General features: G+C 70.6%; 11 protein-coding genes. 4 read left to right on the top strand and 7 right to left on the bottom strand.

Annotation, left to right across the window (positions count from 1 at the left end; genetic code table 11):
• Positions 1–1,571: 1,571 nt before the first annotated feature.
• From WMF20_RS32020 to WMF20_RS31995, 6 genes are all read right to left on the bottom strand, one after another.
• Positions 1,572–1,946, bottom strand: a complete 375-nt coding sequence (locus tag WMF20_RS32020; protein WP_129577948.1) for a DUF4406 domain-containing protein — start codon at positions 1,944–1,946, stop codon at positions 1,572–1,574.
• 158 nt (positions 1,947–2,104) lie between these two features.
• On the bottom strand, positions 2,105–3,139 hold the full coding sequence (locus tag WMF20_RS32015) for an aspartate-semialdehyde dehydrogenase (RefSeq protein ID WP_129577947.1): 1,035 nt from the start codon (positions 3,137–3,139) through the stop codon (positions 2,105–2,107).
• A 381-nt stretch (positions 3,140–3,520) separates the two neighbouring features.
• Complete coding sequence (locus tag WMF20_RS32010) at positions 3,521–4,783, bottom strand: glucose-1-phosphate adenylyltransferase (RefSeq protein WP_437605659.1); 1,263 nt, start codon at positions 4,781–4,783, stop codon at positions 3,521–3,523.
• 421 nt (positions 4,784–5,204) lie between these two features.
• Positions 5,205–5,897, bottom strand: a complete 693-nt coding sequence (locus tag WMF20_RS32005) for a WGxxGxxG-CTERM domain-containing protein (protein WP_437605658.1) — start codon at positions 5,895–5,897, stop codon at positions 5,205–5,207.
• Between the two features lie 255 nt (positions 5,898–6,152).
• Positions 6,153–7,808: a serine hydrolase domain-containing protein gene (locus WMF20_RS32000; protein WP_437605657.1), complete on the bottom strand. Its 1,656-nt coding sequence runs from the start codon at positions 7,806–7,808 to the stop codon at positions 6,153–6,155.
• Positions 7,809–8,008: 200 nt separating this feature from the next.
• Entirely contained in the window at positions 8,009–8,836 is an 828-nt protein-coding gene (locus tag WMF20_RS31995; protein WP_437605656.1) for a TIGR02452 family protein, read from the bottom strand.
• A 256-nt stretch (positions 8,837–9,092) separates the two neighbouring features.
• Between WMF20_RS31995 and yddG the strand changes: the two genes are divergently transcribed.
• Entirely contained in the window at positions 9,093–10,088 is a 996-nt protein-coding gene (yddG, locus tag WMF20_RS31990) for an aromatic amino acid exporter YddG (protein ID WP_437605655.1), read from the top strand.
• Positions 10,089–11,785: 1,697 nt separating this feature from the next.
• Here yddG and WMF20_RS31985 read toward each other — a convergent pair.
• On the bottom strand, positions 11,786–12,250 hold the full coding sequence (locus WMF20_RS31985; RefSeq protein ID WP_437605654.1) for a hypothetical protein: 465 nt from the start codon (positions 12,248–12,250) through the stop codon (positions 11,786–11,788).
• A gap of 332 nt (positions 12,251–12,582) precedes the next feature.
• Between WMF20_RS31985 and WMF20_RS31980 the strand changes: the two genes are divergently transcribed.
• From WMF20_RS31980 to WMF20_RS31970, 3 genes are all read left to right on the top strand, one after another.
• Positions 12,583–13,023, top strand: coding sequence for a hypothetical protein (locus tag WMF20_RS31980; RefSeq protein ID WP_437605653.1), 441 nt, complete (start codon positions 12,583–12,585; stop codon positions 13,021–13,023).
• A gap of 413 nt (positions 13,024–13,436) precedes the next feature.
• A complete protein-coding gene (locus tag WMF20_RS31975) occupies positions 13,437–13,793 on the top strand; it encodes a hypothetical protein (RefSeq protein ID WP_437605652.1) in 357 nt (118 codons plus the stop codon).
• Positions 13,790–14,353 (top strand): hypothetical protein, encoded by a 564-nt coding sequence (locus tag WMF20_RS31970; protein ID WP_437605651.1) that lies wholly within the window; start codon positions 13,790–13,792, stop codon positions 14,351–14,353. The genes WMF20_RS31975 and WMF20_RS31970 overlap by 4 nt, the downstream gene beginning before the upstream one ends.
• The last annotated feature ends 2 nt before the right edge of the window (positions 14,354–14,355 follow it).

Genomic DNA, 14,355 nt, shown 5'->3' with positions numbered 1-14,355 from the left:
CTGGCGCTTGGGTCTCCGGGCAGGCCGCAGCGTCATGATCGCCGGAGGGGGTATTCAGTCGTCCGGCCGATCTCAGTGGCCGTCCTCGGGAAGCGTTTGCTGCAGCTTGCCCAGTGGCGTCGGGGTCGCAGGAGGCGAGGGCTCTCATCCGCTCTGCTCCCCTGTGTGGAGCCGGCGGGTGGGGGGGCGTGTTTCTGCTTGGGGTCGCTCTCGATCTCCTCCTCGGACATGCGGCACCTCCGTGCGCTCGACGTGGTGATCGTCGTCGTGGTTCGTGCCTCGTCAAGACGCCCGAGGCCCTCCGCTGCACGCGGTGAAGCTCAGGTTCGAGCGTTGCGCACGACAGATGTCGGACGAGCTCGCCACCCTGCCCGTTACCACGAGCATCGAGGACGTCGTGCGGACGATGCGCGAGCCTACCGGCGAGAGCCGGCAAGGCGCCGGACGCCCACCTTACGCGACCAGGAGGTCCTGACCGCACTCATCGCAATGGAACCGTAGAAATCCATGCGCGAAGACTCCGCAGCGCAGGTAACCGCGAAGCGCCTGCTCTACGTACCGAGGTAGCGACCGCTCGTAGGTTTCGCGCGCGTGCGCGAGGAACGATTCGAGATTCTCTCGACCAGCCCATGAAGGACCGTCTCGTCGGGGCGATGGGGCGCGTACCCCGCCGGAAACGTCGCCCACGGCGCAAGATGCACCGCACCCGGTCCAGCAGAAGCAACGGAGGCGCCGCTTGAAGCCAACATGGCTCCGCAACCCGGCGGCATCCGTGCCAACATGCAGGAGCCCCTTCGCCGCTCCTTTTCTCACCGCTCCCTGTGGCGTCCGCAGTTCCGCCAAGGCGTCGCCAGGCATCATCGCGGCGAGAGGTCGATCGCCGCGTACGCCCTCGCGCTTGCCTCCCCGGCACAGGCCTGCTGCTTGCCAATATCACTTTGCCGGAGGTCTCCGGGGCGCTTCGGCGCGCAACCACTGCGCGCGGGCGATCTCAGCAGAGTCCGCGGGCGCTGGCGAGCGGCAAGGCTCCGGCAGCGAGTCCACGCGAGCGGCGAGCTCGACGTTCGGCCCAAGTTTGTTCACCGCTCCGGTGCCACCGGCAGCCCGAACAGGCGACCGATCGCCTCGTGAACGACCCGGGCCGCCACCTCATCCCCGAGGGCGACAGCGCGGCTCAGGGTGCTGGCGAGCGAGGCGATCACGGCCGCCCGAGGCGACGGAGCGGTCACAGCGAGCTCCCCAGGCCCGGGCTTGACCATTGGGCCCGGGTTGGGTCCATGCCGTCCGAGGGGGTGCGATCCGTCGTCACGCCCTCCCAAATTGCCCGGGGATGTGACGGATCGCGACGGTCCGCCCCCACGGGACAGTCCCGCCAGGGATCTGCCTCGCGAGCGAAGAGAATTCTAACGCAAAGGCGCAAAGGCGCAAAGACGCAAAAAAGAATAATATTTGTTCTTTGCGCCTTTGCGCTTTTGCGCTTTTGCGCTTTTGCGCCTTCGCCTTTGCGTCTTTGCGCCTTTGCGTTGAATTCTCTCTCTCCGGATCGCTGGCCGGACTCCTGGCGGGTGGAGCTAGCCGCAGCTCGGCACCTCGTCCAGGCTGAAGAAGACCTGCTTGCCCAGGGATCGGGACAGCTCGACCATCTCGTCGGCGCCCTTCGAGGGGCCGCCGATCCGCAAGCAAGCGTCGCAGCGGGCGACGAGCCGGCGGGCGACGGGGTGGAAGATCTCGTTGAAGATCTCGTCGCCGATCTGGCGCGAGCCGGCGTGCTCGATGAGCGGCAGCGCGAACCACTCGCCGAGGACGGGGAGGTGGCCGGCGCGAAACAGGCGCACCGCCATGTCGTTCATGGCGCGAACGTTGGCGGCGATCAGAGCGGGGTCGTCGTTGGTGCCGGAGCGATAGGGCCCGGCGACGAGGATCATGAGCGGCTGCCCGGTCGTCATCGTCTTGAGTCCTCCAGGGGGGTTGGAGCCGACAGAAACGCAGAGGGGCGAGGAGCGGTGTCGGGTGGCGGGCTGCTGGCCCGTGAGATCGGGTGAGGCCCGCGCCATCGCGGCCGCCGCGGCCGTCGCGGCGGTTCACGCCCGTCCGGGCGCGCCGGTCACGGGGCCTGGAGGTCCTGGTCGGCGCTCTTGAACCAGCGCGTCGCGATGCGGACCGCGTTCGTGGCCGCGCCGAGCCGGAGGTTGTCGCCGACCACCGTGATGCACACGGTCTTCCGGTCGCGGTCCCGCGCGTCCGGGCGGATCCGCCCGACCAGGGCGCGGTCGCGGTCCTGCACGCAGTGGAGCGCGCTCAGGCCCTCGCCCGCGGCGCCGGGGAGGTACTTCACATAGGGCGCCTGCGCCGGATCGCTCAGGAGGCTCGCCGCGCGCTCCAGGTCCACCGGGCGCTCGAACGTCACCCACGCGTTCTCGTAATGGCCCACGGCGACCGCGACCCGGCAGCACTGCGCGGACACGCCGAGCTCCGGCATCGCCAGGATCTTGCGGCTCTCGAAGATGAGCTTCCGCTCCTCCGAGGAGAAGCCGCTCTCGTCGGTGCCGCCGTTGTGCGGGACGACGTTGCCGGCGTAGCCCGACAGCTTGAACGGGCCGCCCAGCCGGTCGAGGGCCTGGTAGCCGTCGCGCGCGTCCGCGAGGAACGCGTCGAGGGCGGCGATGCCGGCGCCGCTGACCGCCTGGTAGGTGCTCACGGTGACCGCGCTGAGCCCGAACTCCCGGCGCAGGGGCGAGAGCGCGAGCGTCAGCGGGATGGTCGTGCAGTTCGGATTGGCCACGAGCCGGACCGAGTCGTCGATGATGCTCGAGTTCACCCCGGCGGCGACCAGCGGCACCTTCGGGTCGGTGCGGTACGTGTTGCTCTTGTCGATGACGCGGTAGCCGAGCTCCAGGAGCCGCGGGACGTACCGCTTGCTGTGCTCGTCATCCAGGGCGACGAACGCGAGGTCCCCGCGGGGGGCGTCCTGCGCCTCGAGCCGCGACGCGCCGAGCACCTCGTACGACTTGCCGTCGAGGGTGAGCTCCTGGTCCCGGCTCGCAAACAGGGCGAGCGTCGCGCCGGGCCAGGCCCGCGCGATGAGGGTGATGGTTTCGCGACCGACGAGGCCCGTAGCGCCGAGGATGCAGATTCGCATAGGGGCGCTCTTTACCAGACCGGCGCCCATCCGACGAGGGGCCAGTGGGCGGGCGCGGCGGGGCCGCCCGCGGCGGGTCACCCGCGCGCCGGCGCCGGCGCCGGAGGCAGCGCGTCGGCGCCGGCGCCGGAGGCAGCGCGCCGGCGCCGGCGCCGGAGGCAGCGCGCCGGCGCCGCCGGGCCCCGGAGGGGGACCGGCGCCCTGGACCGACCGAGGGCGCGGCGACCGCGGCCCCGATGGCGCAGGGCGCCATGACCGGCGGCCTCGGGTCGGCCTGTCCGGGACGCGCGGGCGCCGCGGCGCCGACCTGCGCGGGCGCCGCGGCGCCGACCTGCGCGGGCGAGCTCGCCGCCGGCCTGGCGCGGCGCGCGGGCGGCCTGCTCAGATGACCGTGCCCGGGGGGACGACGGCGTTCTTCGGGACGACGACGATGCCCTCGCGGGCCGCGTAGTACTCGGCGTCGGCGTCCTCGCGGTCGGGGATGTTGCGGATCACCACGCCCTCGCCGATGCGCGCGTTCTTGTCGATGATCGCGCCGTCGATCCTGCACCCCCGGCCGATGCCGATGGGCGGGAGACCCCGCGTCCTCTCGGGGGCGTGGCCCTGGAACAGGACCTCGTAGTCCGCGCCCATCATGACCGTGTTCGACATCGTGACGTGGGGCCCGATCGACGAGAGCTGCCCCACGACGGACCGGGAGATCTTCGACTCGATGATCCGGCTCCCCTCGGCGAGGAGCACCTGGTCGAGGACCGAGCCGGCGCTGACGTGGGCCGGGGGGAAGAACTGCGGGCGGGTGTAGATCGGCCGCTGGGGATCGTAGAACGAGAAAGGAGGATTGGAGTCGGTGAGCGCGAGGCTGGCCTCGTAATAGCTCCGGATCGTGCCGATGTCCTCCCAGTACCCGTCGAACGTGTAGGTCACCATCCGGTGGGTGTCGAGCGCGCGCGGCAGGATGTGGTGGCCGAAGTCGGAGGCGTTGTCGCGCTCGAGCATCTCGTAGAGCGCCTTCGCGCTGAAGATGTAGACGCCCATCGAGGCGAGCCACGGGTTCTTCGGATCGGGGAGCCGCCGCACGCCGTCGAGCAGCTTCATGTCCTTCGGCTTCTCGACGAACTTGACCACCCGCCCGTCGTCGTCGGTGTCCACGATGCCGAGGCGCGACACCTCGTCGGTCGGGACGGGCCGCACCGCCAGCGTGACGTCCGCCCGGGTCTCGCGGTGGCGCTCGAGGAAAGGCTCGTAGTCCATGCGGTAGAGGTGGTCGCCCGAGAGGATCATGACGTCGCGCGGGTTCGGCGACTTGACCTCGCCCAGCTGCTTGCGGACCGCGTCGGCGGTGCCCTGGTACCAGTCGCTGTGGGTCGGCGTCTGCTCGGCGGCGAGGATCTGCACCGCGCCCGCGGAGAAGACGTCGAATCGGTACGTCTGCGTGATGTGGTTGTGGAGAGAGACCGAGTTGTACTGCGTGAGGATGTGGATGCGATTGAAGCCCGAGTTGAGGCAGTTGCTGATCGGGATGTCGACCAGTCGGTACTTGCCGCCGGTCGGGACCGCTGGCTTCGAGCGCAGCTTGGTGAGCGGATAGAGGCGGCTTCCGACGCCTCCGCCGAGGATCAAAACCACCACGTCGTTGTGCTTCAAGCGGACCTCCGCAGGTGAGGGGGACGGTTCGACGCCCGGAGCATGGGCGCGACTAGACTAGCCGATCCTCGGGATCGGTCGAGCCGAATACCATGTTGTGCGATGTGGTTGCAACCGTCGCGCTCGCCGGGTGATCCCGGGCCGGCCCGCGCGGGAGGCGCGCCGGCCCCGGGGCCGCCGCCGCCGCGCCGGGGCGGTGAGCTGCCGCCGCGCCGGCGCGGCGATCGGGCGAGAGAGAGACAAACCGCCAAGGCGCCGAGGACGCCGAGAGAGAGAATTCTCCGGGTCCCGTGGCGCCTTGGCGGTTTCTTCGGTGATCGGGTATCTCGCCCGGCGACGGAGGCTCGCGCAGCGTCACGCCGCTGCGCGAGCCCTGGCGCGGCCCGAGCCGTCGGGCGACGACGGCGGCCGCTCCGCCCGATCAGCGCGTGGCGCCGGAGCCCGGCGCGCTGCCCGTGGCGCCGGAGCCCGGCGCGCTGCCCGTGGCGCCGGAGCCCGGCGCGCTGCCCGTGGCGCCGGTGCCCGCTCCCGGGCTCTGCGTGCCGGCGCCGGTCCCCGTGCCGGTCGTGCCGCCCTTCTTGTTCTGCGGATTACCCTGCTGCGGGCTCGTGGTGGGCGACTGCGTGCCGCTGCTCGTGTCGCCGCGGAAGCCGCCGGGGACCCCCGCGCCCGTGCCCGGGGTCCCGGTGCCCGTCGCGCTGCTGCCCGTGGCACCCGGGGTGCCGGTACCGGTGGCGCCAGCGCCCGTGGTCCCCGTGCCCGTGCCCGTCAGACCGGTGCTCCCGGTGCCGGTGCCCGTTACACCCGTGCCCGTCCCGGAAGCGCCCTGTCCAGAGCCCAGGTCGCTCGTGCCGGAGCCGATGCCGCCCGTCGAGGGCTGACCCGCGCTGCTGCCGGTCCCAGGAGCTCCCGTGGCGTCGCCCGTCCCGACGCCCGTGCCCGCGTTCGTCCCGGTGCCGCTCGCGTCCGAGCCCCACGGCGCTTGCGTTCCTTCCGTGGCGCCCGGGGAGGTGGCGCCAGCGGGGCTCTGCGCAGGCTGCGAGTTGCTGGAGCAGCCGAATCCGGCGAGGGCGAGCATGGTCGAGAGCGCAAGAGAGTGAACGAGAGTTCGCATGATCATCAGTCTCCTCGCTACCGCCCGAGACGGGCGTGATAGCGCTGAAACGAGCTCCGGTGTCCCGGAGTCTCGTGGACAACGGCAATCCGTTGGTGTGAGCGGTGGCGGCCCAATGCACGGCGCGAGCCACCCGCGCGGCGGCCCCGGAAAACAGGCCGCTTCCGTACGTCGCCGCCACGCCGTCACCGCGAGCTCAGCCGCGCGTCCGTGTGGGGGCGCTCTGCCACAGGTGTGGCACGATGGCCGGCGGGCTCAGCGGCAGCGCGCCGGGCGGGCGCGCGCGCGGAGGCCCTCCCACGCGATCGCCCCCGTCTGCTCCTCGACGCTGAGCGAGGTGATCAGCGGGTCCGGCGAGGTGTCCACGCGCACGGCCACCGAGAGCGCCCCGCGCTCGCAGCGCAGGCCGAAGCGCGCCGACGTGGCGCTCTCGACCATCGCGGAGCCGTCGAGCGCGCACGCGCCCACCCTCGCGCCGACGTCCCGCAGCTCCTGCCGCAGCGACGCGAGGTGATCCTCGGGGAACCAGCCGGGCCGGAGCCGGCGATCGAGAGGATCCATCCGCGCGCGGCCGATGACCGAGGCGACCGCCTGCGCCGCGCGGCGCACCGACGGGGAGGGCGGGACGACGCGCGCGACCATCGCGCCGGTCGCCTCGAGCTTGCCGAGGGCCTTCGCGCTCAGCGACTCGAGATCGGCGCCGGCCACGTTGGCGAGCGCGACGACGCCGACGCCGCGCTGCGGGAGGATCATCACCGAGGCGGAGAAGCCGTCGATGAGGCCGTTGTGGAAGACCACGTGGCCGAGGTCGCAGTCCTCGCGCACGTGCCAGCCGAGCCCCGGGCCGTCGGCGCCGCCGGCCGCCGGGAACGCCGAGCCGTTGCGCGCCATCATGTGCGACTCGCGCAGCGTGCTCCGCCGCAGGGGGCCGGCCTCGGGCGCGTCGCGGGCGGGCCAGGCGGCGAGCTGGAGCCCGATGAACCGGCCCATGTCGGACAGGCTCGCGTAGAGCCCCGCGGTCGACTCGGAGGCCCCGAGCCGCCACGGCTGGATGGGCGTCACCTCGTCGCCCGTGCGCACGTGCGGCGACGCGAGCGCGTCGGGCGGCACCTCGGCGGCGTCCCACGCGGCGTCGCGCATGCCGAGCGGCGCGAGCAGCGCGTCGTTCATGTAGCGCCGGTACGGGACGCCGGCGGCGCGCCCGACGAGCAGCCCGAGGAGCGAGTAGCCGAGGTTCGAGTAGGACGTCTCGGTGCCCGGCGCGCTCTCGAGCCCGAAGCCGTCGAGGGTGGCGAGGATCTCGCGCTCGGTGACGTCGCGCGCCGTCGACGCGGGGGAGAACACGCCGAGCCGGGGCAGGCCGGAGCTGTGCGTGAGCAGGTCGCGCACCGTCATCGGCCGCGAGTCGCGCGTCGGGTAGACGACGCCGGCGAGCGCGGGCAGGTAGCGGGCCGCCGGGGCGTCGATCGACAGCCGCCCCTCGTCGCGGAGCCGCAGGACCGCCGCGGCGGTCAGCGTCTTCGTGATCGAGCCGATGCGGAAGCGCGTGTGCTCGTCGACCGCCCCGCCCCGCGCGACGTCGCGCACGCCGACCACCTTCTGGATCGCGAGCTCGCCGTCGATGACGACGCCGAGCGCCAGGGCGGGCAGGCGCTCCCGCTCCGCGGTGCGCTGCGCCAGCGCCTGCACCTCGGGCGCGGCCGCGCGGAGCTTCCGCCCGCGCTCCGGATCGAGGAAGCGCGGCGCCGGCGCGGGCTCGCTGGCGAAGCGCTGGAGGAGCGGCGCCGGGGCCGCTGGCCGGGCGGCCCGCGGCGCGGGCGCGGCCTTCGCGCACCCGCCGAGGAGCGGGAGCGACGCGGAGAAGACGGCCGTCGCGAGGCGTACGGCGAAGTTGCTACCAGTCGTCTTCAAGGCGGAGCCGTGATTTTCGCTCCTCCATCACGGTCCGACAATCGAAAGCAGCAATCGAACGATTTCCGTTCTCGATTTTCCATTGAAGGAAGACGGAAAGAGCCACCTCGGCGCAGCTCGGGCGTATGTCTCCCACGGTGTGGCCCGCGCGTGGGTCTCCCACGGTGTGGCCCGCGCGCGGGCCATGGGGCGGCGCGCGCCTACGCCCCTGCGAACCGATCCCGGAAGGCTCGGTAGTTCGGCTGGTCGGCGCCCCGGTCGTACACGGCGAACACCACGCGCGAGAACGCGCCGCGGAAGCGCGGGTGATCGAGCCACCGGGCGAACACGTCGGCGACCTCGCCCGGGTCGTTGCGGAAGACGCCGCACCCCCAGGCGCCGAGCACCAGGCACCGGTGCCCGTGCGCGCCCGCCGCCGCGAGCACCATGGCCGCGCGGCGCTCCAGGGCCGCGCGGATGTCTTGATCCACCCCCTCGTCGCGCAGGAGCGCCTCGCCGGCGTTCGGCGCCGGCGCGGTGATGATCGACAGCGCGAAGGGCCGCTCCAGCAGGCTGTGCTGGTCGTCGCGGAAGAACGGCACGTCCGGCGAGTAGATGAGGTGATCGGTGTACAGGAAGCTGCCCGAGGCGCGGTTCTGGTCGTAGTACTCGCGCTGCTCGACCAGGCATGCGTACAGCGCGGAGCACCTGGCGAGGTCCTCTTCCTGGGCCTTGGCCCCGCGCAGGAACCCGCCCCCGGGGTTCTTGCCGGACGCGAAGTTGAGGGCCGCGACGCGGGCCTCGCCCTCCTGCTCGACGAGCCGACGGCCGGCGGCCCCCGTGGTCTCGCCCGTGACCTCGAGGGTCGTCGGCCGCTCGAGGCGCTCCTTCGGCTCCCAGGTGTCGAGGGATCCGGGCCGGTAAAGCGCGGTGGCCTTCACCGCGGCGAGCACGCGGTCGCGGATGCGGACCGTCGCGCCCGAGGGCGCGGTGTACTCGCCCCGGCTCGCGATCTGCACGGTTTCTGCGGCGATGCCCGTGAGCTTCATGCGTCCAAAGATTGGCGAATCGCGGCCGAGCGTCCAGCGAAACGCGCGCCGCCGCGGGCGCGCGGGGCCTGCTCCACCGGGGCGCCGGCGGGCCGGCGGCGTCGTCTGCCCGCGATCTCCTGCGGATCGGCGCCGCGGATGGCGCGCGGGCGCCGCGCATGGCGCGCGGACGCCGCGGATGGCGCGCGGACGCCGCGCATGGCGCGCGGACGCCGCGCATGGCGCGCGGGCGGCGCGCGTGAGATCATGGCGCGCGATGTCCGAGGTCGAGCTCAGCGTCCGGCGTCACTCGGCCGAGCAGGCGGCCCCCCGCGCTCCGGCGGAGGCGGCCCCCCGCGCCCTGGCGAAGGCGGCCCCCCGCGCCCTGGCGGAGGCGACATCGGCGGCGCGCCCCTCGCGGCGCACCGCCACCCTCGCGGGCGTCGCGGCCATCTGCCTCTGGGGCAGCTTCACGCTGCTCTCGACCTCGGTGCGCAGCCTGCCGCCGCTCCAGGTGCTCGCGTCGACCTTCGCGATCGCGGCGCTCCTCGGCGCGGCGCGGATCGCCCGGCGTGGCCGGGGCGGCCTCGGCGCGCTCCGCCAGCCGCTCGGCTGGTGGCTCGTCGGCGTGGGCGGCCTGTTCGGCTACCACGCCCTCTATTTCTTCGCGCTCACCGCCGCGCCGCCCGTGCAGGTCAGCGTGATCTCGTACCTGTGGCCGCTGCTCATCGTCCTGTTCTCGGCGGCGCTGCCCGGCGGCCGCCTGCGCTGGAGGCACGTGGCCGGGGCGCTGCTCGGGCTCGCGGGCGTCTGGACCGTCCTCGCCGCCGGGGGCGCCGTCATCCCGAGCGCCGCGCACCTGCCCGGCTACGCGGCCGCGCTCGGCTGCGCGCTCCTCTGGTCGACGTACTCCGTGCTCCAGCGCCGCTTCGCCGAGGTCCCCGCCGACGCCCTCGTCGGCCCCTGCGCCGCGACGGCGGCCCTCGGCCTCGCCGGGCACCTCGCGTTCGAGCGCACGGTCGCGCCCACGGCCGGCCAGGTGCTCGGCCTGCTCGCGCTCGGGCTCGGCCCCGTGGGCGTCGCGTTCTTCGCCTGGGATCACGCGACGAAGCACGGCGACGTCTCGCAGCTCGGCGTGCTGGCCTACGGCGCGCCCATCCTCTCGACGCTGCTCCTCTGCCTCGCCGGCCACGCCGAGGCGAGCCTCGCGCTGCTCGCCGCCTGCGCCCTCGTGGCGGCCGGCGGCCTCGTGGCCACCGCTCGCGCCGCCTGAAAGGCGCGGCCGCGCCCCTCGTCACGGGCGCGATCGGATACGCCCTATTCCAGCCTGTCGCCTGACGATGCGGCGTCGAATCGGCTCAGGTAAGGTGTCCCTCGTGCATCGAATCGGCATACCCATGCGTGGTCAGGATCATACGCGGTAGCACCTCCGATAGAGACAGGCGGGGCCGTTTGTAGACTCGGCAGCGCCTCGAGGATCTCCTCGCTCCCCGCACGCCAGCGAAAGCACCATCTCGTCATCTCGGAAGGCCTCGGGTGATGCGCGCTTCGACGTTCGATGATACGGCCCCGCGTGTGGCGATACCATTCATTGAGCCGTTTGGCTACGTACAGATCTCCCGTGTGTGAAAACCATGCATCGAGCTCAGATTTCGCGTTGATCGAGTTGGCGAAGACTTTGACCGGCGAGAGCCACTCTCGCGATAGCTGTCGCAGGAGGAGCTCATCAAAGCGCGATAGGTAGAGCCCATGGCCTGCCCGTCGGGGAAAGAGTCCGGCATGATAACGCCCAAGGTTGGCCAGCTGTGGGTGGAACGTGCTCCCAGATGCACAGAACCTGGAAAAGGCGACGGGCGAGCGGCGGCACCACAATTTCCAGAGCGTAGCCGCGAGGGCTGTCTCGAGCTTCGACCATTGGACCACAGGCGGCTCGCGTAGCAGAGCATCCGCGACAGTGAGGGATGTGGCCCTGCCCGGGCCGGGCCCTTGCGGAAATGCTCCGGCGGCGTCCGGGCTGAGATCGACGACGAACACCGTTCGCCCGCGCTCGACCACGGAAGCGCAGATTCGACAGAGGCTCATCAGGCCGCTTGGTGTCGGCGGAAGCGCCACGCAGACCGGCGGCCCATCAGAACGCGCGAGCTCTTTATTGAGATCGGTGGACGGCTCTCCACCCAAGTATCTAACGCGCGCAGCGCGATGGCGTTCAGGATCGACTCTTGATGGCCCCAGCAGGAGCTCGTCATCGTCGACCACGACGGGGGATGCAACCTTGGCTAGAGCCGCTCCGGCAACCCTGCCCATGGCAACGTAGACTGCGCCCTGTATCGGCTCATTCATCATCTGAATCCGCACGATCTGCATTTGCGCGCTGGCGGGCATGGTGTGCTCGATTGTTCTCCGGCCCCTGCGCCTTCCGTCCCCCTCAGATAGCACTCGCCCACGTCGTAGTTGCGCGTGCACACCGTGAGACCGAGAGGAATAGGCACAGGGATGGCCTTCATTTCAGCCTGTGGCGCATACCCATCCCCCTGGTGGTTCCAGATGCACGTTCGGAGGGGCGGTGTCAACTGTGATTCAGGGCACGGATTGCGTCCCTGCGGCTACGGCTCGTCGACCTCGTCCAGGGCCGAAGCCGAGCTCGACTGCCCGCACTGCCGCGGGGGAGGGGAGGGCACGGCATGCAGTAAGAAGAGGGATCGCAAGGGCGCAAGGGGAAGGGAGATTCTATTCTTCTCTTCCCCTTGCGTCCCCTGCGCCCTCGCGGTCCTCTTCTCATGAGCCGATTTTCGCGGGACGACGGGTGCATGGCCCCACCCAGCGCTCTGACTGGATCGTCGCGTCACGCACCTCACGACGCCGCCGTCGCGACGGCGGTCGGCGACCTATCCGCCGTGCAAGCTACCGAGGCGGGGCCTTTCAGACGCCGGGCGTCGCGGTTCTTCCGGCCGATTCGTCGCCACCTCGGCGTCAGCGCTTGATCTGGGCATCGGGCCAGAGCCCAAGGATCTCTTGCAGCTGCTGCTCGGGACCGAACTCTTCCCAGAGAATGCCATTGCAATCCCGAGCCTCGGAAAAGGCGCTGGCGTCATCGTCCTCCCACCCCAGATGACGCAATCCCGGAGCCCCGCCATCGGGGAGCTGGCGAATCGAAAAGTTTACCGCGTCGGTGCGCCAGAGCGCGTACTGGCCCGGCACGATCACCTGCGGCTGGGCCGCCAGGCGCCGCGTGTAATCCGTGATGGAATCCGCCAGTGAGCTCACACCCAAAGCAATATGAATCTTTCGCATCCAGGACCCTCCGCGCAGCGCCGACGTCGGCGCCGCGAGACACGTCATGATCGAGCTCCGAACAGAGGCCGATACCATGGGCGAGGCAACGGCACCAGCCTCGGCGTGCGAGCTCGGCGCGCGCGCCGGATCGAGCTCGGACACGCCGGCGCACATGGCGCCGGAGCATCAGCGAGGGCGCGCCGCGCGCCCGCTCCGGCGCAGCCACGGCGCTACTGCCTGCGCACCTGCGCACGTTCGGGACGGGGCGACCCCGAGGCGCTCTGGTTTCGCCGCAGAATTTGTCGTTGACGTCCATCCCACGGCCGGAACAATGGCGCGCGGTCCTCAGCGCGCAGCGCGCGCATCGGCCAAAGGCTTCCAACCGGGGGGTGACGGTGAGGGCGTCACAGCGACGGATCTCATGGGCAGCAGGGGTTGTCCTCCCGCTCCTTGTTGTCCCGGCGCCCGTAGAAGCGTCCGAGCTGAGCGCCGGTGTGAGCCTCGGGTGGCTGCAGGCCGGTACCGTTCCGCGCCTCGCGGTGGGGCCGCACGCGGGCATCGCGTGGCCCATCCAGCGAGAGATCCTGTTCACGGTGCACGACCTGTGCACGATCCTACCCGCGACCCAGGAGGACGGGCCCGGGGTCTACAACCAGACCTCGGCTAACATCGGGTACGCGTGGAAGGACGGCAACGTCAGCGCGGGGCCCTCGGTCGCGTTCTATGTCATGCCGGCGTGCGGTATCACCTTGTGCGGCCGCGTCGGCGGCTTGGCCGTAGGTGGCCACGCGCAGGCCAACGCGTACGTTGCCGGACCGCTGGGCGTGTCGATGAGCGCCAACGTGAACTGGGTCGGCGGGAGCAGCCTGGTGCTCCCGGGCTACGTGTCCGTCGTCATTGTTGTTGGTCCTGTGCTTCGATGGAGTACCCAATGAGCATAAGAACGAGTCTACTGGCGACCATGGGCGCCGCCGCTCTGGCGGTTTCGGCGTGCAACTGGACGATAGGAGACTGCTATCCTGTCGAGGAACGAAGCTCGGGGGTAGGTGCAGGTCCAGGTTGGGATCCCGTCCCCATCTACACCTCCGCCGCATCCGGTGACTTCGGGGCGGAGCCGGACGGCCCGTACGATGGCAGCGAGCGCAAGATCGCGTGCAACGAGTCCGACCTCGAAGACGAAGACAAGAGGCCGAGCGACAGCTCGGAGAGCCCGGCATATAGCCCGGACAGCCCGCGAGACCCGTGCCCCGGATTCGGCGATGTAACGGGAGGCGGAGCGACCTTCTTGAGCTGTAGCGGTGCCTGCAGCTCGAAGTGTCCGCAGCCTGGAATGGCTCACTTTGTGTACGTGGATTTCGATCCGTCGGACTTTCCATTTGTTACGATTGTCAAGGATGACGGCCGGGGGAGCGCAGGCGGGTGGCAACAGGCCAAGGCAAACCTGAAGTTCACGCACAGATCCTCACGCGGCACCACCGAGTGGTACTGCGCTATCACCATCAAAATGCCGATTCGGACTGAGTTTATGGGAAAAATTGATCCGATTCGTGCGGCCAACCTCAGCGAAGAAATTACGGAGGCGGTCGCGAACGTCATGGACTACAATCTCCCGCCGGGGATCTTTTGCAAAGATTTTGCCGGCAAGGCAAAGGTCGCGTTCAAGTCCACGTATCCGCTGCTCGGCGCGTCGGTGACGAATCCATGAAAATGACCCGCTCCGAGCTGCTCGACGTCGTCTACCGTTTCTACCCGCGGGGGGTGCAGAAAATGCAGCGCATCTATGTGCCTCCGGGCGAGCGCGTCTACGAGGACACGGAGGAGCACCGCCGCTTGGTGGAAGCCGCAAACCGTGGACGTGCGGAGTATACAACGTGGGAAGCGATGATTCACCGCATGTACGAACGATACAGACTTCAAAACGAGTCTATCGACCTGTTCGCGGGAGGGGTTGCCCCGGCCTACTCGGCCCGCATCTATCGCCCCAAGGACTTCGAGCCCGCTCCCTCGCTCGGCAGCAGGGCTTCGCTCAGCTTCCACGTGAGCCTTCTCGGGCCGTATTATGGAATCCACAGTAGGGGCGAGCCAGACGAGATACCGGCGGCGGTCGCAGAAGAGATCGAGGCCACGTACCCCGGCTACCAGACGATCCCGCCGGAGCTCGGGAACGACGTGGTGCCGGATGTGGAGTTGGATGGGGTGTTGATGGGCGAGGCGACGATCTACATGTGCCTCTTCTCGGACGTCTGGACCTGGGTGGATCCGTAGCC

The sequence above is a fragment of the Sorangium sp. So ce834 genome (assembly GCF_051521425.1).
Lineage (GTDB): Bacteria > Myxococcota_A > Polyangia > Polyangiales > Polyangiaceae > Sorangium > Sorangium cellulosum_D.
The sequence above is the reverse complement of the archived record's forward strand: the minus strand, read 5'-3'. Positions and strand labels throughout refer to the sequence as shown.